The following is a 22,505-nucleotide window of genomic DNA, read 5'->3' as shown; positions in this document are numbered from 1 at the left end:
GTTATGTCGTATAGTTATTTAGAAAAAATCTTTACGTTTTGTCCCATTATTAATTAATATTAGTGTAAACTAAGAAAGGGTAGTGATACAGACCGATGAAACAAGCTGTTCAAGCGATCGAGAAAAAATTTTTTAATTACATTGCTAAAATGAAAAATTATGAAGAAGCTTTAGCCCTTATAGGTTGGGATTTGAGAACAGGAGCTCCCAAAAAGGGTATAAAGCAACGCTCTGAAGTGATAGGGACTTTATCAGAAGATGTTTTTAATATGTCAATATCAACTGAAATGAAAGATTACATAGAGGCATTAACGGATCCTTCAGTTCAAATATATTTGACAGATGTGACGAAACGATCGGTTGAAGAATGTGAGAAGCAATATAATCAAAATATCAATATTCCAGCGAATGAATATAAAGACTATGTGATTTTGCAGTCCCAATCGGAATCTATATGGGAAGAAGCAAAAGCAACCTCCGATTTTGCTCGCCTTCAACCCTATTTAGAAAAATTGATCGCTTTTAAAAAGCGGATGGTGGGCTATTGGGGAATTACAGAAAATAAATATAATGCACTGTTGGACTTATATGAACCCGGCGTTACCGTTGATATTATAGATAAAGTGTTTGGGCAATTAAGAGAGTCCATTGTTCCTTTGGTTAGGGAGATAAGTGCAACGGGGAGTCGACCTCCATTTGATTTTTTATTTTGTCATTTTCCTAAGCCACAACAGCAAGCGTTTAGTCATTATATTCTTCAGCAGATGGGATTTGATTTTGAAGCTGGACGGTTAGATGAGACAGCACATCCTTTTCAAACGACTTTAAATCCAGCGGATGTTAGAGTCACGACAAACTATAATGAATCGGATTTTAGATTGGCTATCTTTGGGACTATTCACGAAGGTGGGCACGCTCTCTATGAACAGAATATTTCCCATAAACTCATCGGTACGCCTCTTTGTCAGGGAACATCGATGGGCATCCATGAATCTCAGTCTTTATTTTTTGAAAACTTATTAGGCAGAAGTCGTGAATTCTGGGAAAGTTTTTATTCTCCTTTTAAAAAATATGCAAATGGCGCATTTGATAGGGTTTCTCTTGACGATTTTTATCGGGCAATCAATATCGCCGGTCCTTCTCTTATTAGAATAGAAGCAGATGAATTGACCTATCCTCTTCATATTATTGTTCGTTATGAAATTGAGAAGGGACTCTTTAATGGGGATTTAAAGGTGAAAGATTTACCTGGAATTTGGAATGAGAAAATGGAAGAGTATTTAGGGATAAGGCCTTCTAATGACCGTGAAGGTGTGCTTCAAGATATTCACTGGGCAGGGGGAGATTTTGGATATTTTCCTTCTTATGCGTTAGGCTATGTTTACGCTGCACAATTTAAGCATGCAATGTTGGAAGATTCTCCTTCTTTAAATAAGTCTTTAATCGAGGGAGATATTGCACCGATACGTCAATGGCTCACTGAGCATATTCATCAATATGGGGCATTAAAAAAACCCATTCAGATTGTGCAAGAGGCGACACATGAATCCTTAAATGCGACCTATTTAATTCAATATTTGACAAAGAAGTATCGGGGAATTTATCGTATTGAGTAAGCTTTACTAATGAACAAGAATGTCAGCACCTTTTAATGATCGATTCATCTTTTTATTTTAGGATTTATTAATGGAATAGAGACTCGAAAAGAGAAGGACTTATTGTATACGAGTGTTTTTCTGAAGGAAAAAACAGTTGAAAAAAGTCTCACATGCTTTGACAAGCCCCCTTAATAGACCAATAATTGAAAATAAAGTCGTTTGAAGCAGTGCAACATTTTGTAGTAATGAGATTAACATATAGAAAGACCTTTATTAGAAACAGATGTTCTGATATGCTTAATGTCAGGAGTCTGAGAAGGGTGAAGGGGGTTATTTATTTGGCAAAATCAACATATACCGATGATACAATACAGGTTCTAGAAGGACTCGAGGCTGTTAGAAAACGCCCCGGCATGTATATCGGCTCTACGGATGCCCGTGGTCTTCATCACTTGGTTTATGAAATTGTAGATAATGCAGTCGATGAGGCTTTAGCGGGTTATGGAAATGAAATTATTGTCACGCTTCATAAAGATGATAGCGTGAGTGTTATAGATAAAGGTCGGGGAATGCCTACTGGTATGCATCGAACCGGAAAGCCGACACCAGAAGTCATATTCACCGTTCTCCATGCCGGAGGAAAGTTTGGGAATGAAGGTGGTTACAAGACATCTGGAGGTTTGCATGGGGTTGGTGCTTCAGTTGTCAATGCCTTATCTGAATGGTTAGTGGTTACCATCAAACGAGACGGTGGCGTCTTTCAACAACGCTTTGAGAACGGCGGCCATCCAGTAACAACATTAGAGAATATAGGCAAGAGTAAACAAACGGGGACAGAAATTCATTTTAAACCTGATCCCATGATTTTTAGTGCGACACATTATAATTTTGATACCTTAAGTGAGCGTTTACGTGAAGCTGCCTTTTTATTAAAAGGGCTTAAAATCACATTGATTGATAAACGCGATAATAAAGAAGAGTCCTATCAATATGAAACGGGAATTAAGGCATTCATTGAATACCTGAATGAGGATAAAGATATTCTCCATCCTGTTGCGGCTTTTGAAGGCGAAAGCAATGGCATTGAAGTTGAAGTCGCCTTTCAGTTCAATGATGGTTACTCAGAAAACATTTTATCTTTTGTGAACAACGTAAGAACAAAGGATGGAGGAACTCATGAGTCTGGTTTTAAAACCGCAGTGACAAGGGCGTTTAATGACTATGCGAGGAATGCCGAGCTTTTAAAAGAAAAGGATAAGAACATCGATGGTTCTGATATTAGAGAAGGCTTTACAGGTATTGTCTCTGTTCGTGTGCCAGAAGATAAGCTTCAGTTTGAAGGACAGACTAAAGGCAAACTTGGGACAAGTGAAGCACGTTCCGCAGTTGATGCGGTTGTCTCTGAACAACTTTCCTACTTTTTGGCGGAAAATCCAAAAACAAGTGAAATGCTCATAAAAAAGGCAATAAAAGCAGCTCAGGCAAGAGAGGCTGCTCGAAAGGCCCGTGAAGATGCCCGAAATGGGAAAAAAGGCAAACGACGAGATACTGTTCTTAGCGGAAAGTTAACGCCTGCATCCTCAAAAAACAGTCAAAAGAACGAGCTTTACTTGGTTGAGGGTGATTCTGCTGGAGGTTCTGCTAAACAGGGGCGCGATCGCACTTTTCAAGCGGTGCTTCCATTGCGGGGTAAAGTTATTAACACTGAAAAGGCTAAGCTTGGTGATATCTTTAAAAACGAAGAAATCAATACGATTATCCATGCGATAGGAGCCGGAGTTGGTCCTGATTTTAATGTCGAGGATTGTAATTACGATAAAGTTGTTATTATGACCGATGCGGATACTGACGGTGCGCATATTCAAGTGTTGCTCCTCACCTTTTTCTATCGTTATATGCGTCCTCTTATCGAAGCGGGGAAAGTTTATATTGCGCTTCCACCCCTTTATAAAGTGAGCAAAGGGACAGGTCGTAAAGAAGTGATCGAGTATGCTTGGGACGAAGAAGGCATGAAGAAGGCGATCGCTAAAATCGGTAAAGGGTATATCATTCAGCGTTATAAAGGGCTTGGCGAAATGAATGCTGACCAACTCTGGGAAACCACAATGAACCCAGAAACAAGAACCCTTATTAGAGTAAAAATTGATGATGATACCCGGGCAGAACGACGTGTGGCTGTCCTGATGGGAGATAAGGTTGAACCAAGACGGAAGTGGATTGAGTCCCACGTAGCATTTGGTTTAGATGAAGAGACTAATATCCTCGATAATGAAAACATTTCAGTAACAGAAGGGGCGCTGTAACCCATGGCGAATATTGAAAAATTACTCGATCTACCCTTAGAAGACGTCATTGGAGATCGCTTCGGAATATATAGTAAATACATCATTCAAGAAAGGGCCCTCCCAGATGTAAGGGATGGCCTCAAACCTGTGCAAAGGCGGATTCTTTACGCGATGGCGCAGGATGGCAATACACAAGACAAGCCTTTCCGTAAGTCAGCGAAAACCGTTGGTAACGTGATCGGTAACTATCATCCTCATGGAGATAGTTCGGTCTATGATGCGATGGTGCGTATGAGTCAAGATTGGAAGGTCCGTAATGTCTTGATTGAAATGCACGGCAATAACGGGAGCGTTGACGGTGATCCACCTGCTGCGATGCGTTATACAGAGGCACGGCTCTCTGCTATTGCTTCTGAGTTACTTAGAGATATAGATAAAAAAACAGTCGATTTTATTCCGAACTTTGATGATTCTATTGAAGAGCCTACGGTTCTTCCATCGAAATTTCCGAACCTTATTGTTAATGGCTCGACGGGTATTTCTGCGGGTTATGCGACGGATATTCCACCGCATAATTTAGGAGAAGTCATTGACGCAACAATCATGGCGATGGAGAATCCTGATTGTAAGGTTGAAGATCTAATGACATTGATTAAAGGTCCGGATTTTCCAACGGGAGGGATCCTTCAGGGAGTTGAAGGCTTAAAAAAAGCTTATAGTACCGGTAAGGGAAAAGTAGTAGTCAGAGGAAAGGCCACGATAGAACCTTTAAAAGCTGGTCGTGAACAAATCACAATTACCGAACTTCCTTATGAGGTCAATAAGGCGAATTTAGTTAAAAAGATGGAAGAACTCCGGTTGGATCGAAAGGTTGAAGGTGTCGCTGAAGTTCGTGATGAAACGGACAGAACGGGAACGCGTGTTGTCATTGAATTAAAAAAAGATGGTGACGCTGAAGGAATCCTGAACTATTTTTATAAAAATACTGATTTACAAATTACGTATAACTTTAACATGGTCGCTATTGTTAATAAAACCCCAAAACTTATGGGACTTAAGCCTATTTTAGAGGCTTACATAGCGCATCAAAAAGAAGTCATTACCCTTCGTTCGCAATATGAACTCGCCAAAGCGCAAGATCGTCGTCATATTGTTGACGGCTTAATTCATGCGGTTTCAATCCTGGATGAAGTGATAGAAACGATTCGAGCGTCAAAAGACAAGAAAGATGCTAAAACGAATTTATCCAATGCCTTTGGCTTTACGGAGCCTCAGGCAGAAGCCATTGTGAATCTCCAGCTTTATCGTTTGACCAATACAGATATTCAGACCTTACAAAAAGAAGCCGACGAACTGGAAAAAACAATTGCTCGTTTGGAAGCTATTTTAGGCTCTGAAAAAAAACTCATTGCGGTCATCAAAAAGGAATTAAAGGATATCAAAGATCGTTATGCGGATCCACGCCGAACGAAAATAGAAGAAAAAATAGAAGAGATTAAAATTGACTTAGAAGTGACGGTTGCTTCCGAAGATGTCATGGTCGCTTTAACCAAAGAAGGTTATATAAAGCGATCGAGTCTCCGCTCTTATGCCGCCTCTAATACAGAGGACATCACCATGAAAGAGGGCGACCGAATTCTCTGGCAATCGGGAGCGAATACCACCAATACGTTACTGGTTTTCACGAATAAAGGAAATTATCTCTATATACCGATTCACGAAATTCCCGATAAACGTTGGAAAGAGATGGGCCAGCATATTGCTCAAATGGTTCCCATTGATAAAGATGAAACAATCGTGGATGCTATAGCGATTAGTGAGTTTAAATCGCCATTATATTTGACCTTTACCACTAAATTGGGACAAATTAAACGCACAGAGTTAGAAAATTATCAAGCTCAGCGTCGCTCCAAACCACTGATGGCCTTAAAATTAAAAAAAGGTGATGAATTAGTGGATGTTGCTTTAACCGATGGTACTGCCAATGTTCTCATTGTGACCAATAAAGGCTATGGTCTCTGGTTTGATGAAAGTGAAGCCAGTATTGTTGGCCAAAGGGCTGCAGGAGTAAAAGGTATTAATTTAAAAGACGATGATTATGTTGTCAGTAGTTTAACCTTCCCGGTGGGTTCAAACCCTGATCTTCTTATTGCCACCCAAAGGGGAGCGATTAAGAAGATGTCTATCTATCGTGAATTAGAAAAATCCACAAGAGCACGTCGCGGATTAATCATGTTACGGGAATTAAAAGCATCCCCGCACCGTATTGTAAAAGCACTCCTTGTCGAGGACAATACAAATATCCGTTTAGAAAGCTCAAAAGGAAAAATCGTTGATCTTCACGTCAATACTCTGCGATCTGCAGACCGCTACAATAATGGGTCTTACTATATAGATCAAGAGGAAGATGGCGCACTAACTGATGCTTGGATCCCACTGGAATTGAATGAGCAAGCTGAAGAAACCGAATAAATTTATAGATATACACTAAGACCAGACACGTTCTGGTCTTTTTTTAAAAAAGGAATAAGAAAATATAAAATTCTGGTCATCTTGAGGTGTAGATTTCCACCTCAGAACGCTCGCTTTTCTCATACCCACAGGAACTAAGAGAATAAGCCCTCACAGAAAAATCGTGTTTTACGATTTTTTGACGTGGGTAGGATCAGCGTTAGAACGCACTTCCGCTCCAATCATTTTGTGTTGACGGTGCATTTTGGTAAATAAACTATTGATGCTCAACTGAATAAGTAGGCATGTTTTTCGTTCGTTTTCCAAAATTGTGTGAAGGCGAATGCCTAAATATCAGGCTGTATAAAAAACTGCTCATTAAGAAAAAGGTTTGATAACTTTTAATAATGGCCGATTAAAATTGTCTGTCTCTTTATGTTTTCTCTCATTAGAGTTGTTTTTGGGAATTTTACGTTAATCCAAAAATAGTTGATTGAGAATGTTTGTGTTTAAACAAAAGGGCTTTAAGTGGAAGAATCGTCTTTAGCTCTATTCAATCACCGAGCCTGGTTATGGAATGAGGGAGGAAATGAGAGGGTTTATCTCGAAATTGTAAGTTATGCCAGAACAACATGTCGAAAATGAAGTTCGGACCAATGGATTTATCTTAAATTGGAGGGAATAGAAAATGGATGTAAAGACACTTTTGTTACAGCAATGGACAAGCTGCTTAGATGAAGAAGATTGGTTTCCACCACTTGAAAAGGTGCTAGAGGATATTACTCTTGAACAGGCAATTTGGAAGCCGGTTAAGGGAGAAATGAATTCCATATGGGAATTAGTTTGTCATTTACTTTTCTATGAAAAGAGACTTCTGATGCGTTTTCTTGGTGAAACAGCGAATGAACCACAGGCAGAAAATAATGCATCTACATTTCGATTACCAACTGAGACACTTGAAAATTGGAAGGAAACAAAACAAGAATACTTTCATGTTCATAGGGAACTTGAAAAAATACTAGCAAAATCTGACCGTGAAGATTTGTATAGACAAATCCCCGGAGAAAGATCATTAGTACTTGAATTGAAGAGTTTAGCATTGCATGACGCGTATCATATCGGTCAAATTGTATTATTGAGTAAAATGCAAGGAGCTTGGGCAGGGAAACGCAGCTTTTAAAAAGCCTAATTAGCTTTACAGTTATTCCACTTTAAGGGCGAAAAGTTAAGAAGATCTTTTGAGGATGGCGGTAAAAATACTCAATATAGAAGTGAATATATAGAACGAGGCGATAGAGTAAATAGTTATATCTTTGAATTGTCAAAACAATGGTAATTGTTGATATAGAAAAATAATGATGATATACTAATAATACAGGAGAAGTACGGAAGGTGGAATTTGATTTGCCAGCATACTTGTAATGGTTAAGCAACTAAAAAGTGCATTTCTTTTTTTGAACAATATTGTTTAATGAGGGAGAAGTGTGCCTATTTTTAGCCATTACAGGGAACGCAGGATAGTCAGTTGTATTAATTCCAGCGGGGTACCTATAAGGTATTCCGCTTTTCTATGGGAAATCTTTCTCCATTCAACCGTTTTTTGCGTTCCTCTGAACAAATAGGAGGAACTGGTTAATGAGTTTTAATCATTTATTTACTTATGAGATCCTTGCTAAGGAAACACCTTAAATAAAAAGAAATTGTAGTAAATGTAAAACGAACACAGAATTTTATTGTAGTGAGAAATTTAGGGTGAATGCGAATCACAAAAACATTGATATTTGGTTAATTTATAACTGTATACATTGTGACGGAACTTGGAATTACCCTATTTTATCAAGAGTCAATATTAATAACATTGATTCCATGCTAATTCAAAAGTTTATGAATAATGATAAAGAGACAACTTGGTACTATGCTTTTCAAATTAAAAAGTTAAGAAAACTGTGTAATGATGTGAATACGGATATACGATATGAGTTAAGAAAAGAAAAAGTCGATTCATTATCTAACGAGATTACTATTCGACTTTGCTATAAATATGATTTTGGTCTTAGAATAGATAAACTACTAGCAGAAATATTTGGCATTTCAAGGTCAAAGGTAAATAAATTATTTGAGAATGGAGCTATTTTACTTAATCCCAACATTAATATAAAGAGAAAAGTCATAGATAATTTACAAATGACAGTCATAGGTGATTGGTGTATAGTTGCTCTGACATAATAGTCCGGTATCGTTGTTATAGCTATTCTCTAAATGGTCAAGTTCGTTTCTTAATTAACAATCAAAACCACCCGAGTGAATGGGTGGTTTATTCTGAAGCTGAAAGCCTTTGTTACTTGTCAGCCCTTCAAAGGGCTCTGAAAGGTTTACCAACCGCACTACTTTTCCCTTTAAGATATTCAACAAAAGAGGATACACTTATCTTTGGTGGCATTCTTACTAGCATATGGATATGATCCTTACAAGCCTCTACTTCTATTATCTCTTTCTAAGTTTCTCTCTTGCTATTCACTTTTTTCTTTGGTTACAGGCTTTGGATTTTTCTCAAAAAAGTTTTGTATCGCTTCTTTATTTTCGTCAAGATCTAATTGAAGCACTTGCCCAGCATGAGGATACTCCCTATTAGAATAGCTGTTCGGTACAGGAACACGCATAGATTCGATACCTTTAACTTGGTCAAATAGCACAACTTTACCAAGAGAGAGAAACGTTTTAAAGTCCATATCCGTATCAATATCACGAATGATTTCTTCACCAATTTCAGGCAGTTCCAGGATTCCATTAACGGATCCCAATTGTTCCTTAAATGTATCTTTTAATAAGGAAAGAACTTCTTGCTGTCTTTGTACTCGACCAAAATCACTTAGCTTATCATGCCGGAAACGAACATATGACAACAAATCTTTTCCATGTAGCTTTTGCGCGCCTGGTTCTACATTTAAATTCATGTCCTCGATCATTTTTTTAGTCACATTGACCTCAATGCCCTCTGGTGCAATCATATCAATCACTTTTACAAATCCTTTAAAGTCGATCGTGATAAAGTGATTAACGTCAATCCCAAAGTTTTTTTTAATGGTTTTTCGTAATAATTCAGGACCACCTTGAGAATAAGCACTATTGATCTTATTGTAGTGTGGACTTTCACCTGGAATATTGACATAAGAATCGCGCATAATGGTCACAAGTTTTGCTTTTTTAGAATGAGGGTCATATTGGGCAACCATAATTGTATCAGAACGGGATCTTTTTTCTCCACGGGCGTCGCTGCCAATTATTAGTACATTTATTTTTCCATTTACATCTTTTTTCCATTAAAAGGTATCTTTTTTTTATTATGACTTGCTTCCTCCATCTTACTTAAGGAAACAGAGATGTTTTTATCCTTTGAACTACTATCTGATTGATGTAGAGCGCTACAGGACGATAACATCAACACTAAACATATAGAGAGGGCAAATAATTTCATTCTCAGCATTTCATCGCTCCTTTAAGCATAGTACTATTTTTTTAACATTTATGAAATGAATGTAAGGTAATTTTTGTTAACATTCAATTTTAAAAAACACAAGAGGGTGTATGTTTAGATTATTGATAGTCGATGAAGACTGGCGTTGGATCTAAATTCAAGACATCTTTAGGTGTGAGTAGTGGGGTGTCTTGTTTATAAAATAATTTGAATCCTCCATATTGAACGGGTTGATTCTTAACAAGTAAACGATAGCCGTCTTTCTTATTTTTGGCTCTACCAAATCCATCGAAATTGAGAACAACTTCAACGTGATTTGTTGGTTTAATGGCATGTTTATTTCCAATCACTCCATACTTAAACTGATGAACGATTATCACCTTATCTGGCAAATGATTCTTTTCAATAAGATCATTAATGTATCGAACTGCTGTTTGTATATGATTTCCATCGACGTGACCTAATTGAACACCAGGCGTTTGTCTAGCACGGACATGAAATTCTGTATCAATGGCAAGAGACACGTAAGGAAGCTTTAAATATTGGTTCAACATTTGAACCTGATGGATAATGCTATCACGCCCTAATTGAACGTCTAAAATGAGCAACATTCCATTTTCTTTTGCAAGGGTGGCATACCTCTCAATATCCGCAGATGATGTTTTATGATAATAAAGACCATTTGCTCCGGGTGTACGTTGAGCCACAGTGGTAATTAATTCAATGGCGGGGATCGCAGGATGACACGGATCTAATTTTGAATAGGCTTGTGCTTGTTTCTTTAACCGTGAAACAAGTTCATTAGGACTTAATTGCCCTAGAATTCCCATTCGAGATGACTTTGGGTGACCATAGTAGGAAACAATCCGATATTTCTTAAGGGGACCGTTACTTAAATCTGTCTTATTTTTGGTCAAAGCTTCTTGGCTTGACACCGTTTTATTACAGGTTTCTCCGAGTTTTGAATGAGGCGATAGCGTTTGATTGAAATAGGGGATTAACTCCTTATCGTTTAACGTCAATAGTCCATCATCACTTGTATTGGGAAAGGATGTCCTTCCTGAAGCGAGATGAACGTTTTCAGTTAAAATAACCATTGATATGAACAAGCTGTATAATAACACTTTCAAATCCATCTCCTCCTTTTAAAGTTAGGGTGTGTTGCGATAATTGTTTTATGTTGTTAATTATTTGGAAAATAAACTGTGGGAGAGGTTGAGATGGAACACCCTTTTGGGGTATTGGAGAACTAACGATGTGTGATGTTTCAATAAGGAAATGGGTTATTGTTAATGAAGCACTTTTATGGAACCAGGGTTTCTCTACACTTGTTCAGACGATGGAACAAGAAATTGAATAATGGAACGCTTTAATTTTTAGTTCGTAATAATTTATAGGAGGTGCTTATTATCAGATTTATTTGGATTGGTTTAGGCATTTCTGTTGTTGGTGTCGTTGTATCATGGGCTTTTTGGGGCTTAGATAAAATGTATTTAATGACTGCCATAGTATCGGGTATTTTAATTGCTTTGTGTGCTATTCTCTCTGGTACTTTAGCAAGCGGTGACAGAATGAGAGCAAATTATGCTACAGAAACGCGCGAAGACAGATTAAATAGAGATAAATTTACAACAAAATGTTTCTTTATGGCAATACCAAATATTTTGGTTACAGCACTCTTTTATTTCCTAACCTATAAAGGCGTCATTTGATTTTTAATGTCATTCTTGAGACTATGTTATTTCTTATTGCATTAACGGGGCTTTCGTTGAAGAAGAACTGATAATGGTATCTGTAGCTAAAAAATTGAGCGTTGTTCTAAAATGAATACTCCTTGATAAGTGCTTAAGTAAATAAGATAGGGGTACAGATAAATATATGAAATGACTCTGGCTCATCTTAAATAACCTTTGATTAGGCTATCATATTATTTTATTAAAAAATCAGATAATTTAATGAATTTTTGTTCGTTCATTTTAGCAAAAGAAGGTATGTTAAGAGGTAACAAATTTACTATTGGCTTGATGGTAGAAGCTATCGAGAATTTAGGTGTTTTCGAAAAAGAAAACCACTTAGAAGATGCAGTAGTTCAGGATGGTAACATAATTACAGCAAAAGGTAAAGGTAGAGGATTTATTAGATTTGGAATTTATATGGGTAAAGCATAAATGTAGCGATTCTTGTTGAACGAAGGGTCAGTTTAGTGTAGTAATCGGTTATATTTCAAATAAATCGAAATGGGGTAGAGTAATAGGGTTATTTTGATAAGTGCTGTCAGCGGAACTGGAAAAACCTTGATGGCTCAAAAATTACTAGAAAAATATCATATTTCTTATCTCTCTATAGATCATTTGAAAATGGGCTTGTACAGAGGAGATAAGCATTGTAAATTCACACCACTAGACGATACCGAAGTCATTGGAGATCATCTCTGGCCAATATTAAAAGGAATTATTATGACAAACATCGAGAATGAACAGCACATTATTATTGAAGGATGCTACATATTGCCTCGCTATATGAAGGACTTTGACATCAATTATTCAGAAAAGATTATTCCAGTTTTCTTAGGCTTTTCACCGAATTATATTCAAGAAAATTTCGAAACAAATATAGTGAAACATAGGAATGTTATTGAAGTCCGGGATTGGCCAGAAGAAATAACGAGTAATGAACTAATCAAGGAACATAAATTATTTAAATCAAAATGTTTACAAGCAGGTGTTAGGTATTTTGAAATCGAAAACAACTATGATAAAGAAATATTGAATGTTTATGACTTTATAGAGGCTGAAAAAAGGAGAATGGCTCCGTCATAAAGTTGGGATCTCAATTATAGTTATTGAATTAACGGTGGCGATTGTTAAAAGGCGGGCTATCATTTTTTGTGCTAACGGGTCTGTGAAGTTTAAGAAGCATAAAACTTTTTTATTGATGAACCAGTATTACTTTTGTAAAGATATAAGTAAGCTGGGGTTGAATGAGTTGAAACTAGGACTTCGGGGAGGTCTTTTAAAATGTTTAATGTTTGTTTAAATTGTGGGGAATACAAGGTAGAGAAGATAATTGAAGTACAGGATGGACAAGCTTTTGCTGAGTGCCCAGAATGCAATTATAAACATCAATTTTTACAACTTCCTTTGTTTGTTATAACTGGAGCAAGTGGTTCAGGAAAGTCAACTTCAGCTATTTATCTTTCGGCATTAACTCAAGATTTCGTGTTTATGGAGACTGATATATTATGGGACAACCGCTTTAATACTCCTGAGAACAATTATCGTGAATATAGAGAGCTTTGGTTAAGAATGGCCAAAAATATTTCTCAAAGTGGCAAGCCGGTTGTATTGTGTGGATCAGCAATGCCTGATCAATTTGAAAATTGTACTGAAAGACGCTATTTTTCCGACATATTCTATTTAGCCTTAGTATGTGAAGATAAAGAGCTAACCCATCGATTAAATAAAAGACCTTCGTGGAGGAATAGTAACGATAAAAAATTTATAAAAGATATGATCTCATATAATAATTGGTTCATAGAAAATGGAAAAAAGAATGATCCTATCATAGAATTATTAGACACAACAAATATATCTCAAAAGGAGACCGCTGTGAAAATCCTAAATTGGGCAACGAACAAAACAAAATAACGTAGTCTTAAATTAACGTAGCGAGAATTCAAGAAGGATAATATCTATTTGTTATTGAAGAAAAGAAGCAGTTTAGCGACAGATAGACATATCAAAATATAGTGAGCTTATCTAGGTGAATGGAGGGTCTAATAATCATGGGTATTAGGAATTATCTGGTTGAAGGCGGTTCTGGTGCCGGCAAAACTACGGTCTGCAACGAATTACAGCGACGCGGCTACCATGCCATTCATGGCGATCGTGAATTGGCTTATCAAGGCGATCCGGAAACTGGTATCCCAACGGATAGCGCCACGTACGAGAACCACATTTGGCATGTAGATAAAGTAAAAGCTTTGGTCGCCAATCAGGATGAGGTGGTAACATTTTTCTGCGGTGGTTCACGGAACTTTTCCAAATTCATCGATCTATTTGACGGCGTGTTTGTCCTTGAGGTCGACCTGGACACCTGTCTCTGGAGGATTGATGAGCGAGTGGCACTGGACCCAACTGACTGGGGTGGAAGACCAGGGGAACGGGAAATCATTTCGCGCTTGCATCAAACGAAAGAAGGCATTCCCAAAAACGGGATCATCATCGACGCCACCGCACCGATCAATCAAGTCGTTGACCAGATCATCCGTCAAAGCGAAGAGAATAAAAGCCAACGGCAGTAAACTCACGGTTGCGACAGCCCATTACACTGGTGCATCTGGGTACGAATTTTATTTTCAGACGGTGTTAAATTACGTATGAATTACACTAGAATATTTAGTATATTGGCACTGATTTTAGGGGTAGGGTATCTTATTTAGTGACGAATTTATGCCTATCAAGATACCAAAATCAAAAAAATGAAAAATATTATTAAATGAGATGGAATTCAATGAAATTACAAATGCGGAAACATAGTTAACAAGAACGAAGAGAGTCCATGACCGTCATGGTATAGTGCAACTAATCAATATATAAGGAAAGAAGAATTAGACATTCAATTACAAGTTAGAGGTGAAATTATAATGTATGCAGATTTACATATTCATTCACACTATTCCGATAGTACCCGTTCTCCTGAGGAAATTGTCAAAAAGGCGAGAGAGCTTGGCAGTGACTTATTATGTGTAAGCGACCACAACACAACAGCAGCTTATAATGAGCTTATACCTTTGTGTAAAGCGAACCATATCAAATTAATTCGAGGAGCAGAAATCTCTACCTCTTTTGAAGGTAAAGAATTTCATGTCCTCGCTTATGATTTCGAATTTGAAAACAAAGAAATTATTGATATTTGCAAACAATGCGAGTCGGTTTATGCTGATATTGATTTAGAATTAATCAAAAAGATGAGTGTTGACTATAAGGAAATAGGTATAGAAGATTATAATGCTTTCAATCGAAATCTAAAAAACGGTGGTTGGAAAGGTTTTGACTACTTAAAAACCAAAAATTTAGTGAATAATGTTCCTAGTTTTTTTAAGCTCGTCAGCGATTATCATGTTCAACCAAAAAGTTCATTTCCATCAATAGAATATGTAATAAGTACAATACATAATGCAAATGGTAAAGCCGTTATTGCCCATATCGGAGAAAACATGAAGAACAATCTTTTAGAAATAGAACCTCGTTTAAAAAAACTTAAAAATATGGGTGCAGATGGCTTTGAATGTTATTACACGACTCATACAGGGGAAACAACAAATGTTCTTGTAGACTTTTGTCAAAAAAATAATATGTTAATAACTGTAGGCAATGATGACCACGGTGGATTTAACAATAGATCAAATATTATATATGAAATGGGGGCAATTAAGGTTGATTTTAGTATGTTGAATTTGAAAGATATTGAGATTTTGGGTTAACTTTAATAGCCATGTATAGTAGCATAAACAGGCTTTTTTTCATTAAAATAAAATAACGACATTAAAAACGGTACGGTGAACCTCACCATGTCTTCAGAGCAAATAAATTGTCTTGAAAAGCTGACAATTTTATTGTGTTTTTAAAGAAAAGAATGATAGAATAGTACAACCATTGTTTATTAACGGGGCAGAATTCTTGAACAAAGCCCCGTTATTTTTTCAACTAAGGAGGTGTTTTCTTGGAAGAAATGAAATCAAAAGAAATTCACTCCAATGTGTGGAGTCTTTTATCCTTTGCCACTTCAGAAAAAAACATTAACCAAGAATATCGTACATATATGGAATTATCATCTAAAAAACTATTTGCGTATAAGATTGAAGGTGAAATTGTTGGTTGGATTGGCATTGAATTTTGGGGTTTCATTTATAATCATAGCTTGGCAATCGGGATTTTAATAAAGAATCCGGGTAGAAAATGTTTTTTATTATAGACTTGCTGCTTATCTGGAATAAGGTTGTAGTCCTTACATGTTTAAGGAGCAATTAGTGGAAGAGGGGACACTGATGAATGTAAAAATAATGAAAGAGATTTTACAATTTCTTGTTGCAGCTATTATTTCGTGTTTTATTTTTGGAATATTAGGATTCATGTTGTTTAAGAGAGTTGATTGGGGGCTTTTTATAGTTTATATATTCGCTGGTATATTGGCTAGATACGTGATGATGAAGAGAAACCCTCAAAATTAATATAGGGAGTTTGGTTGAATAAGACAATTTGTGTGTATTTTAGGGTGACAAAAAACTCTATAAGTTAAAAAAGGGCTTGTCAAAACTGTTGCTCGTTCGCACGCTATATGCAGCTGTAACTTAAAAAGGATAATTCTGGTTGATAGAAAAAATCATCTTAATTTTCTTCAAACTCCTTAACTATTTCTACAACTTCTATATTACCATTTATTAAAGTCTCAACTAATGGTTTTCTACCGAATTTATTAGGTTTATTACTCCAGTAGCATTCTGCATTTTTTTCATTTTCCTGATGCATTTTTAGTTCCGTCAAATACATTAAACGCATCACCATCAAACACATGACCATCTGTTCGTAACTTCACTATTTGATAAACTTTTCTTCCACTATTCATAAATGAATTTGCCCACATCTCTGCATCTGACAAAGTTTTTGACGTGTATAAACACGCCATTCTAGAGGGGTATTTTGGATATTTTTCCTTTCTAACCTTTTCCAACGCTAGTTCTCTGTATGTTCTAACAGTCCAATATTCCAAATCTTTATGAATGAAATTTGATAAACTATCCTTGGGTTCATGGCCATCCAGTATATGTTTACAAGCCAAAACCCGATTATAAACGCCATTATGATGATGATTATCAAATACTATTATTTGTCCAAGTTTCATAGGTTTTTCAGTAACTGTATGATACACATAAATTTCACCCATTATATAGCCCCCATTTCTTCTTATGTATTGTGCCAGAAAAGGAAAATCAATTTTATTATACATTATATGCGACTCTTATATATAGAAAATTCACTCTATACTAAGGTAATTAGACCACGTGTTTTAAATAAATGCATAAAATGCTTCTTCAACTAAAGCGGGCTGTCGTTTAAGAAGGCTATTGCCCCAATGTTATTGAAGTAAAGGATAGTTTAGCGAAGGAAGGATTAAATCAATGTAGATTGCTTTTAATAAGTTAACATTTTAAAATTGAGGAAACGTATTGACTAAAGCTTATGGATTGAAATTAAAATCTCCAGTAAAAGCTTGAGAAAGCAAAACATGAAAAAAGAACTTTAAAGATTTGAGGATCATGTTTTTGTTATGTAGGAGGAGTTAAAATGTGAAGTTCAATGAGTTTGCTATCGGCAATATTTGCTAATTAAGAACAGAAGTAGAACTTGAGGCTGGCATAGAATATGGAGAAAAAGGAAACGGGAGAGAAGTAAGAGTGTGGAATAAGGAATGTGAGGAAAATATTTACAAAAAGAAAGGTTAGGAGAAATTTGGATTATATAAAATATTTGAGGTCAATGGTTGGTAACGAAAAGGTGATAATGGTTGTTTCGGGGGCAATCGTTTTTGATAAAGAAAATAGAGTCCTTATGCAAAGACGCTCAGATAATGGGCAGTGGGGGTTTCCTGGTGGTTTTATGGAATTAGATGAAAGCGTTCAGGAGGCAGCAAAGAGGGAAGTTTATGAAGAAACAGGACTTCAATTAGACCACCTCGAACTATTTGGCATTTATTCAGGGCCGCAATATGACAAAACTTTTCCTAATGGAGATCAAGTTTCATTGGTTCTAATTTCTTTCCTTTGTAGGGAACATAAGGGCGAATTAATTGAGAGCAAGAAAGAGTCTATACAAAATAAGTTTTTTTCACTTGATGATTTGCCTGACAACTTATTTAAAGAACATATGATGCTGGTTAACGATCTATTATCAAGAAAAACCTACCCGATTATTGGCTAATAATCATTCAACTTATGGGACGATCCTTCTGGAGGAGATCGCTCTTTTTTTATGTAAGTAAAGGGCAGGATTGTGGCATAAGGGGATAGAAGTTGTTTATAAAATTAAAGGGGGAATAAATTAAAAATGGAGCATTCTATATTATCTGATTTTAAAGGGTTTTTGTCAGAATACCGTAAGTCATGGAATAGCTGTGATAATGAAAGAATGTCGAGACATTCTTCTAAAGAGTTAAAAGTAAGATGGCCAGGAAAGGATGCGAAGATAAATGATTGGGGGTATGACAATTCAGCTATAGGCTGGAAACAAGCCTTTAATATGTATAAAGGTAGAAATCCCAAATGGTTCTTTGAAGATATATTAACTGTAATCAATCAACAAAAAGAAGGAGTGGCTGTATTTTGGGTGACTTTTGAAGTTGATGGAAATTTAACCAATAATAAAATGCTCTTTGTTGAGACATTCCGTAAAGAAAATGATGAGTGGAAAAAAATTAGAGAATATGTTGAAAATAGTTTTGCAAATGAATCCTAAACATAAATTAAAGGTCAGTTTCATTAATAAGGTGGTGTCTTGTGGAAGAGTTAAATTCAAGTAAAATTTCCCCAAGTGTGTTTAAGCTTTTATCTTTTGCTACCTCGGAAAAAAACATTAATGAAGAATATCGAATGTATATAAAATTACCAACGAGGAAGCTATATGGCTATTTTCTTGACAGTGAGATTGTAGGTTGTATTGGTTTTGAACTATTAGGTCAAAAGCGTTGTGTGATTAAGCATATTGCAGTATCACCAAGTCATAGATACAGAAAAATAGGGAGTGAAATGATTAACTTTATTTTAGAAAAATATTCATTAGTTTATGTATTAGCTGAGACAGATAATGATGCTATAAATTTTTATAGGAAATATGGATTTGAAATAAAAAGTTTAGGAGAAAAGTATCCTGGAGTTGAACGTTTTCAGTGCATTTTCAAGAATAAATCAAAATTGGGTTCTTGAAGTAACGGACAGAAGAGTTGAAAAAAGGAGCAGCTGAGGATATGGCAAAAACTTCGGGCTGATTTTCTATTGTGATTAATAATAAAGGTTATATATTGCTGACAAAACGGAAGGATTATCTACTTCGGGATTTACCTGTAAGAAATACAAGTATTATAAATAGACAATATAATTTTTTTAAGTATAACATAAACTTTTTAAACAAACGGAGGCAATACTACGAGAAAGAAATTGCTCCTTTAATATTGTAATAAGGATTGTATAAAAATTAGAAATGAATTGGTGGGTTAGGATGGAAATAAGAGGTTATACCCAATCTGATGAAGTGAGTTGGATCCGTTGTAGAACATTATCATTCTTAAATACTGCCTACTATGACAACGTTTTAAACAAAAAGGAAATATACAAAAACTCAGCTATTGAAATAGTTGCAGTAGAAGATGGACAAATTGTTGGCTTATTGGATATTGAATATGAACAAGAGGAAAATACCATTTGTACCAAAGGTAAAGGACTCGGAGGTATGATTTGGCATATTGCCGCTCATCCTGATTTTCAGAGAAAGCGTATTGGAACTAAACTTTTAGAACAAGCAGAACAGATTTCTAAAGAAAAAGGGTTACAATATCTTGAAGCTTGGACAAGAGATGATGAATGGGTAAATAAGTGGTACATCAAAAACAACTTTGAAAAAGTGTATTCTTATCTGCAAGTGTTTATAGAAGGAAACGAGGAAGTTCAAGAAGTTATTAATGTAAATGTTCCTAATCTGAAGGTTGTACAAGCCTTTGCTCACTATACTGGAGATGATCAGAGTTATATAAAATCTAAATTTAAACGTGCTCACGATTGCAATTGTTATATTAAAAAATTAGTATGATGGATTAGCGCTTTTTTGTTAAAATTATTAAGTTAAAGAAGCAGGTTAGCATAATAACGATACTTCAATCTAGGTATTATAAAACATGAGAGTTAGAAATATCGGTGATATAATTTTGGTAAAGAGTAAAAGGGGTGGACTATGTTATGAAGTGGTCAGAAGTTAGGAGTATGTACCCAAATCAATATGTTAAACTTAACATCATTGACTTTTACTTAGAAGATGATGAAAAGATTGTAACTGATGTCGCGTTAATTAATGTTATTAAAGATCCTAAATTAGCTACTCAAGAGTTACTCCAATCTAAGGGCGATACCATTGTTTATCATACAGGAGCTGAAGAAATCGTAATTGAGATGAGAAAAGCAATAGGTTTAAGAGGTATACGATTATGAAGTTAGACTTTGTGAATCATTTATTAGAAGTTGAAATGATGATCTCTTATAAAGGACTAACAAAAACAATTGATAAACTTGTTATTGATACAGGTGCAGCTCATACTCTTATTTCATCTGATATTGTTGATGAGATAGGCATATACTTTGAGAATGGAGATCCTCTTGTAAGTTCTTATGGAATTGGCGGTGAGGAGTATTCTTTCCGAAAACCAGTTGATTTTATTAAACTGGATAATTATGAAATTCCTAATCTGAAGTTAGATTTTGGGAATATAGATTGGGGAATCAATGGTCTAATAGGACTTGATATATTAATGAATGGACAGTTCATCATTGATTTAGGAAATTAGAGTTACTCCAGAATTAGAATTACGGTTCTATTGAAGCAAAAGATTAGCTTAGTGGAACAAGCTAATGATAAAAGTATTTAATAGATTATTGGAAGGAAGGTAAAATTTGTTTTTCTTATATGCAATTCTATTCTTAGTGTTTGGATATGTCTTTATCCTATCTTTTATTAAAGCTATAAAGGGAGAAGCGTCGAGTCATTTTGTAGCTTTTATTTTTATTATGTGGGTTTCGTTATCCATCATCGTTACTGTGAATTTAATAAGTTTGTAAAACACCTTTATTGAATTAGAGAGGGCGTTTCTGGTATAAGCAGAGCGGCCTTTTTTTATGTAAGAAGGAATAATTTATTTCTTTATCGAATGAATAAAAAAATGTCGTTTAAACAAATGAAGATTTACATAAGGCAGTAAGTATGTATAGGAGGAGAATATGGAATCAAAGCTAATTATCATACGAGGAAATTCTGGGAGTGGAAAGACAACCACGGCGAAAAGTCTTCAGAATCATTTGGGTGACGGAACACTCCTGGTTTCCCAGGATGTTGTTCGCCGTGAGATGTTGAAGGTTCACGATAGAGACGGGAACCTTTCGATTGATTTAATTCAACGGATTGCAGAATACGGTAAAGATAAATGTGAATTTGTTATTGTGGAAGGAATTTTATATAAAAGTCGCTATGGTGAAATGCTGAATAACTTAATCCAGTTCTTTGACCAAAAGACATATACGTTTTATTTTGATTTATCTTTTGAGGAAACAGTCTTGCGGCACAACTTAAGTTCGAAAAAGATGGAATTCGGAGAAGACTCTTTACGTGCTTGGTGGAATCCAAACGATTATTTGGGAGTTTATGGAGAAACAATACTGACGAATGATATGTCGCAGAACGATGTTTTGAAAGTGATAATGAATCGACTGCAAGAGTAATTATGCCGATTTCTTGATACGAATTTTATTTTCAACTCTCAGTGGCGTTTCTTAAATAAAGAAAAATCGTCTTTTTATTTATTATATGAGAATTTGATAACGATGTATTTTTTACCTATATAACAGATTGATTGTAAAAAATAGAAAGCGGAAAATATCGGAGAAATGCGGCAACAATATGTCTACTTTGGAAAGACAGACCAGATGAATTTTATTCCTTCTGATGAAGGGGAACTATTTTGGATTCCACAGAATGAATTATTCGTTTTACATACCTCGAAATGATCAATTTTACTCTTAAGCAATATTTGAATGGTAAAAATAACATTAATGATATTTTGTTGGCACGATGATGCCTCACATTGAATGTAAACCTGTTTTTCAATGAAAGATCCTTAAAGAGACTGTGGGATATTAGTCTTAAAAACTAACAAATGAATAGGATTAGTTGTTCTTTAACTAACCGAGGAGTTAGTTAAAGATAATTAAAACCCTTTGTACTAACGACAATGATGATTGAATATTTAATCATTTTTTAAGAGGGAGGAAAATGATGGAGTGGAATAGTGGTTCTTTAAACAACGAGAGATTATATCTAAGGGAATTTAATGAAAGTGATTGGGTGGGGGTACATCGGTACGCTTCTCAAGATATAGTTAGTAAATATCAAGTTTGGGACTCGAATTCTGAAGAAGAAACTAAAACGTTTGTAAATCAAATCTTGAAAGATAAATTAAAAAAACCAAGAACACGTTATGTTTTTGCAATTATTATTAAAAAAGATGATGCATTGGTCGGTGCTGGGGAAATAAATATAAGGGATTTCTTAAATAAATCAGGTGATATTGCTTACATTGTAAACCCAATGTATTGGGGGAAAGGTATTGCAACGGAAGCAGCAAAGATGTTAATTGGTTTTGGATTTGAAAAATTAAACCTTCACCGAATTACTGCCTATTGCAATCCAGATAATTTAGGGTCTAAGAGAGTGCTTGAAAAAGCAGGTTTAACTCAGGAAGGAAAGCTTCGTGAGAATTTATTAATGAAAAATGGTGATTGGCGAGACTCATTAGTTTATAGCATATTAGATAAGGGTAAGCGTCAAATAAATTACACGTAGGAAATTATAGATCACTCATGCGATAATCTTCTTAGAAATT

The 22,505-nt window shown here is 35.5% G+C and carries 24 protein-coding genes and 1 pseudogene; 21 read left to right on the top strand and 4 right to left on the bottom strand.

From position 1 onward, the window contains the following. The first annotated feature begins 95 nt into the window (after positions 1–95). From IEV91_RS09235 to IEV91_RS09215, 5 genes are all read left to right on the top strand, one after another. A complete protein-coding gene (locus tag IEV91_RS09235; protein ID WP_188497144.1) occupies positions 96–1,616 on the top strand; it encodes a carboxypeptidase M32 in 1,521 nt (506 codons plus the stop codon). A 320-nt stretch (positions 1,617–1,936) separates the two neighbouring features. Next, positions 1,937–3,901 (top strand): DNA topoisomerase IV subunit B, encoded by a 1,965-nt coding sequence (gene parE / locus IEV91_RS09230; protein WP_275584369.1) that lies wholly within the window; start codon positions 1,937–1,939, stop codon positions 3,899–3,901. Between the two features lie 3 nt (positions 3,902–3,904). After that, positions 3,905–6,355 (top strand): DNA topoisomerase IV subunit A, encoded by a 2,451-nt coding sequence (gene parC, locus IEV91_RS09225; protein ID WP_188497142.1) that lies wholly within the window; start codon positions 3,905–3,907, stop codon positions 6,353–6,355. 667 nt (positions 6,356–7,022) lie between these two features. Then, positions 7,023–7,514, top strand: coding sequence for a DinB family protein (locus tag IEV91_RS09220; RefSeq protein WP_188497141.1), 492 nt, complete (start codon positions 7,023–7,025; stop codon positions 7,512–7,514). A 572-nt stretch (positions 7,515–8,086) separates the two neighbouring features. Then, positions 8,087–8,560 (top strand): DUF1062 domain-containing protein, encoded by a 474-nt coding sequence (locus tag IEV91_RS09215; RefSeq protein WP_229745500.1) that lies wholly within the window; start codon positions 8,087–8,089, stop codon positions 8,558–8,560. A gap of 157 nt (positions 8,561–8,717) precedes the next feature. Here IEV91_RS09215 and IEV91_RS09210 read toward each other — a convergent pair. From IEV91_RS09210 to IEV91_RS09200, 3 genes and pseudogenes are all read right to left on the bottom strand, one after another. After that, positions 8,718–8,825: pseudogene (locus IEV91_RS09210) on the bottom strand (transposase); the annotation flags it as partial. A 19-nt stretch (positions 8,826–8,844) separates the two neighbouring features. Continuing rightward, positions 8,845–9,630 carry an LCP family protein gene (locus IEV91_RS09205; RefSeq protein ID WP_505891282.1) on the bottom strand — a complete coding sequence of 262 codons (786 nt, stop codon included), beginning with the start codon at positions 9,628–9,630 and terminating at the stop codon, positions 8,845–8,847. A gap of 298 nt (positions 9,631–9,928) precedes the next feature. Next, positions 9,929–10,933, bottom strand: coding sequence for a hypothetical protein (locus IEV91_RS09200; RefSeq protein ID WP_229745507.1), 1,005 nt, complete (start codon positions 10,931–10,933; stop codon positions 9,929–9,931). 276 nt (positions 10,934–11,209) lie between these two features. Here IEV91_RS09200 and IEV91_RS09195 point away from each other — a divergent pair, with 276 nt between their 5' ends. From IEV91_RS09195 to IEV91_RS09160, 8 genes are all read left to right on the top strand, one after another. Then, entirely contained in the window at positions 11,210–11,521 is a 312-nt protein-coding gene (locus IEV91_RS09195) for a DUF5316 domain-containing protein (RefSeq protein WP_188497138.1), read from the top strand. A 279-nt stretch (positions 11,522–11,800) separates the two neighbouring features. After that, positions 11,801–11,977: a hypothetical protein gene (locus IEV91_RS09190; RefSeq protein ID WP_188497137.1), complete on the top strand. Its 177-nt coding sequence runs from the start codon at positions 11,801–11,803 to the stop codon at positions 11,975–11,977. 129 nt (positions 11,978–12,106) lie between these two features. Further along, positions 12,107–12,628 (top strand): 2-phosphoglycerate kinase, encoded by a 522-nt coding sequence (locus tag IEV91_RS09185; RefSeq protein ID WP_188497136.1) that lies wholly within the window; start codon positions 12,107–12,109, stop codon positions 12,626–12,628. A 198-nt stretch (positions 12,629–12,826) separates the two neighbouring features. After that, on the top strand, positions 12,827–13,456 hold the full coding sequence (locus IEV91_RS09180) for an AAA family ATPase (protein WP_188497135.1): 630 nt from the start codon (positions 12,827–12,829) through the stop codon (positions 13,454–13,456). Between the two features lie 137 nt (positions 13,457–13,593). Continuing rightward, complete coding sequence (locus IEV91_RS09175) at positions 13,594–14,112, top strand: AAA family ATPase (RefSeq protein WP_188497134.1); 519 nt, start codon at positions 13,594–13,596, stop codon at positions 14,110–14,112. Positions 14,113–14,454: 342 nt separating this feature from the next. Continuing rightward, a complete protein-coding gene (locus IEV91_RS09170; protein ID WP_188497133.1) occupies positions 14,455–15,294 on the top strand; it encodes a PHP domain-containing protein in 840 nt (279 codons plus the stop codon). Positions 15,295–15,533: 239 nt separating this feature from the next. Then, on the top strand, positions 15,534–15,785 hold the full coding sequence (locus IEV91_RS09165; RefSeq protein WP_188497132.1) for a hypothetical protein: 252 nt from the start codon (positions 15,534–15,536) through the stop codon (positions 15,783–15,785). A gap of 37 nt (positions 15,786–15,822) precedes the next feature. Further along, entirely contained in the window at positions 15,823–16,041 is a 219-nt protein-coding gene (locus IEV91_RS09160; protein ID WP_188497131.1) for a hypothetical protein, read from the top strand. Positions 16,042–16,322: 281 nt separating this feature from the next. On the opposite strand, the gene IEV91_RS09155 is transcribed toward IEV91_RS09160, so the two are convergent. Further along, on the bottom strand, positions 16,323–16,817 hold the full coding sequence (locus tag IEV91_RS09155; protein ID WP_204871257.1) for a DUF2441 domain-containing protein: 495 nt from the start codon (positions 16,815–16,817) through the stop codon (positions 16,323–16,325). 503 nt (positions 16,818–17,320) lie between these two features. On the opposite strand from IEV91_RS09155, the gene IEV91_RS09150 reads away from it, so the two are divergent. From IEV91_RS09150 to IEV91_RS09115, 8 genes are all read left to right on the top strand, one after another. Continuing rightward, positions 17,321–17,788: an NUDIX hydrolase gene (locus IEV91_RS09150; protein ID WP_188497130.1), complete on the top strand. Its 468-nt coding sequence runs from the start codon at positions 17,321–17,323 to the stop codon at positions 17,786–17,788. A gap of 126 nt (positions 17,789–17,914) precedes the next feature. Then, positions 17,915–18,322: a hypothetical protein gene (locus tag IEV91_RS09145; RefSeq protein WP_188497129.1), complete on the top strand. Its 408-nt coding sequence runs from the start codon at positions 17,915–17,917 to the stop codon at positions 18,320–18,322. 41 nt (positions 18,323–18,363) lie between these two features. Further along, the gene (locus IEV91_RS09140) at positions 18,364–18,789 is read left to right on the top strand and encodes a GNAT family N-acetyltransferase (RefSeq protein WP_188497128.1); all 426 of its coding nucleotides are present in this window, start codon (positions 18,364–18,366) and stop codon (positions 18,787–18,789) included. 292 nt (positions 18,790–19,081) lie between these two features. Further along, complete coding sequence (locus IEV91_RS09135; protein ID WP_188497127.1) at positions 19,082–19,669, top strand: GNAT family N-acetyltransferase; 588 nt, start codon at positions 19,082–19,084, stop codon at positions 19,667–19,669. A 146-nt stretch (positions 19,670–19,815) separates the two neighbouring features. Next, complete coding sequence (locus IEV91_RS09130; protein WP_188497126.1) at positions 19,816–20,064, top strand: hypothetical protein; 249 nt, start codon at positions 19,816–19,818, stop codon at positions 20,062–20,064. Next, positions 20,061–20,417 carry a retropepsin-like aspartic protease gene (locus IEV91_RS09125; protein WP_188497125.1) on the top strand — a complete coding sequence of 119 codons (357 nt, stop codon included), beginning with the start codon at positions 20,061–20,063 and terminating at the stop codon, positions 20,415–20,417. The genes IEV91_RS09130 and IEV91_RS09125 overlap by 4 nt, the downstream gene beginning before the upstream one ends. 430 nt (positions 20,418–20,847) lie before the next feature. Next, positions 20,848–21,345, top strand: coding sequence for a kinase (locus IEV91_RS09120; RefSeq protein ID WP_188497124.1), 498 nt, complete (start codon positions 20,848–20,850; stop codon positions 21,343–21,345). A 550-nt stretch (positions 21,346–21,895) separates the two neighbouring features. Beyond that, the gene (locus tag IEV91_RS09115) at positions 21,896–22,465 is read left to right on the top strand and encodes a GNAT family N-acetyltransferase (RefSeq protein WP_188497123.1); all 570 of its coding nucleotides are present in this window, start codon (positions 21,896–21,898) and stop codon (positions 22,463–22,465) included. Positions 22,466–22,505: the final 40 nt, after the last annotated feature.

Source organism: Pullulanibacillus pueri (assembly GCF_014639255.1).
GTDB lineage: Bacteria > Bacillota > Bacilli > Bacillales > Sporolactobacillaceae > Pullulanibacillus > Pullulanibacillus pueri.
This window is presented reverse-complemented; position numbering and strand designations above follow the sequence as displayed.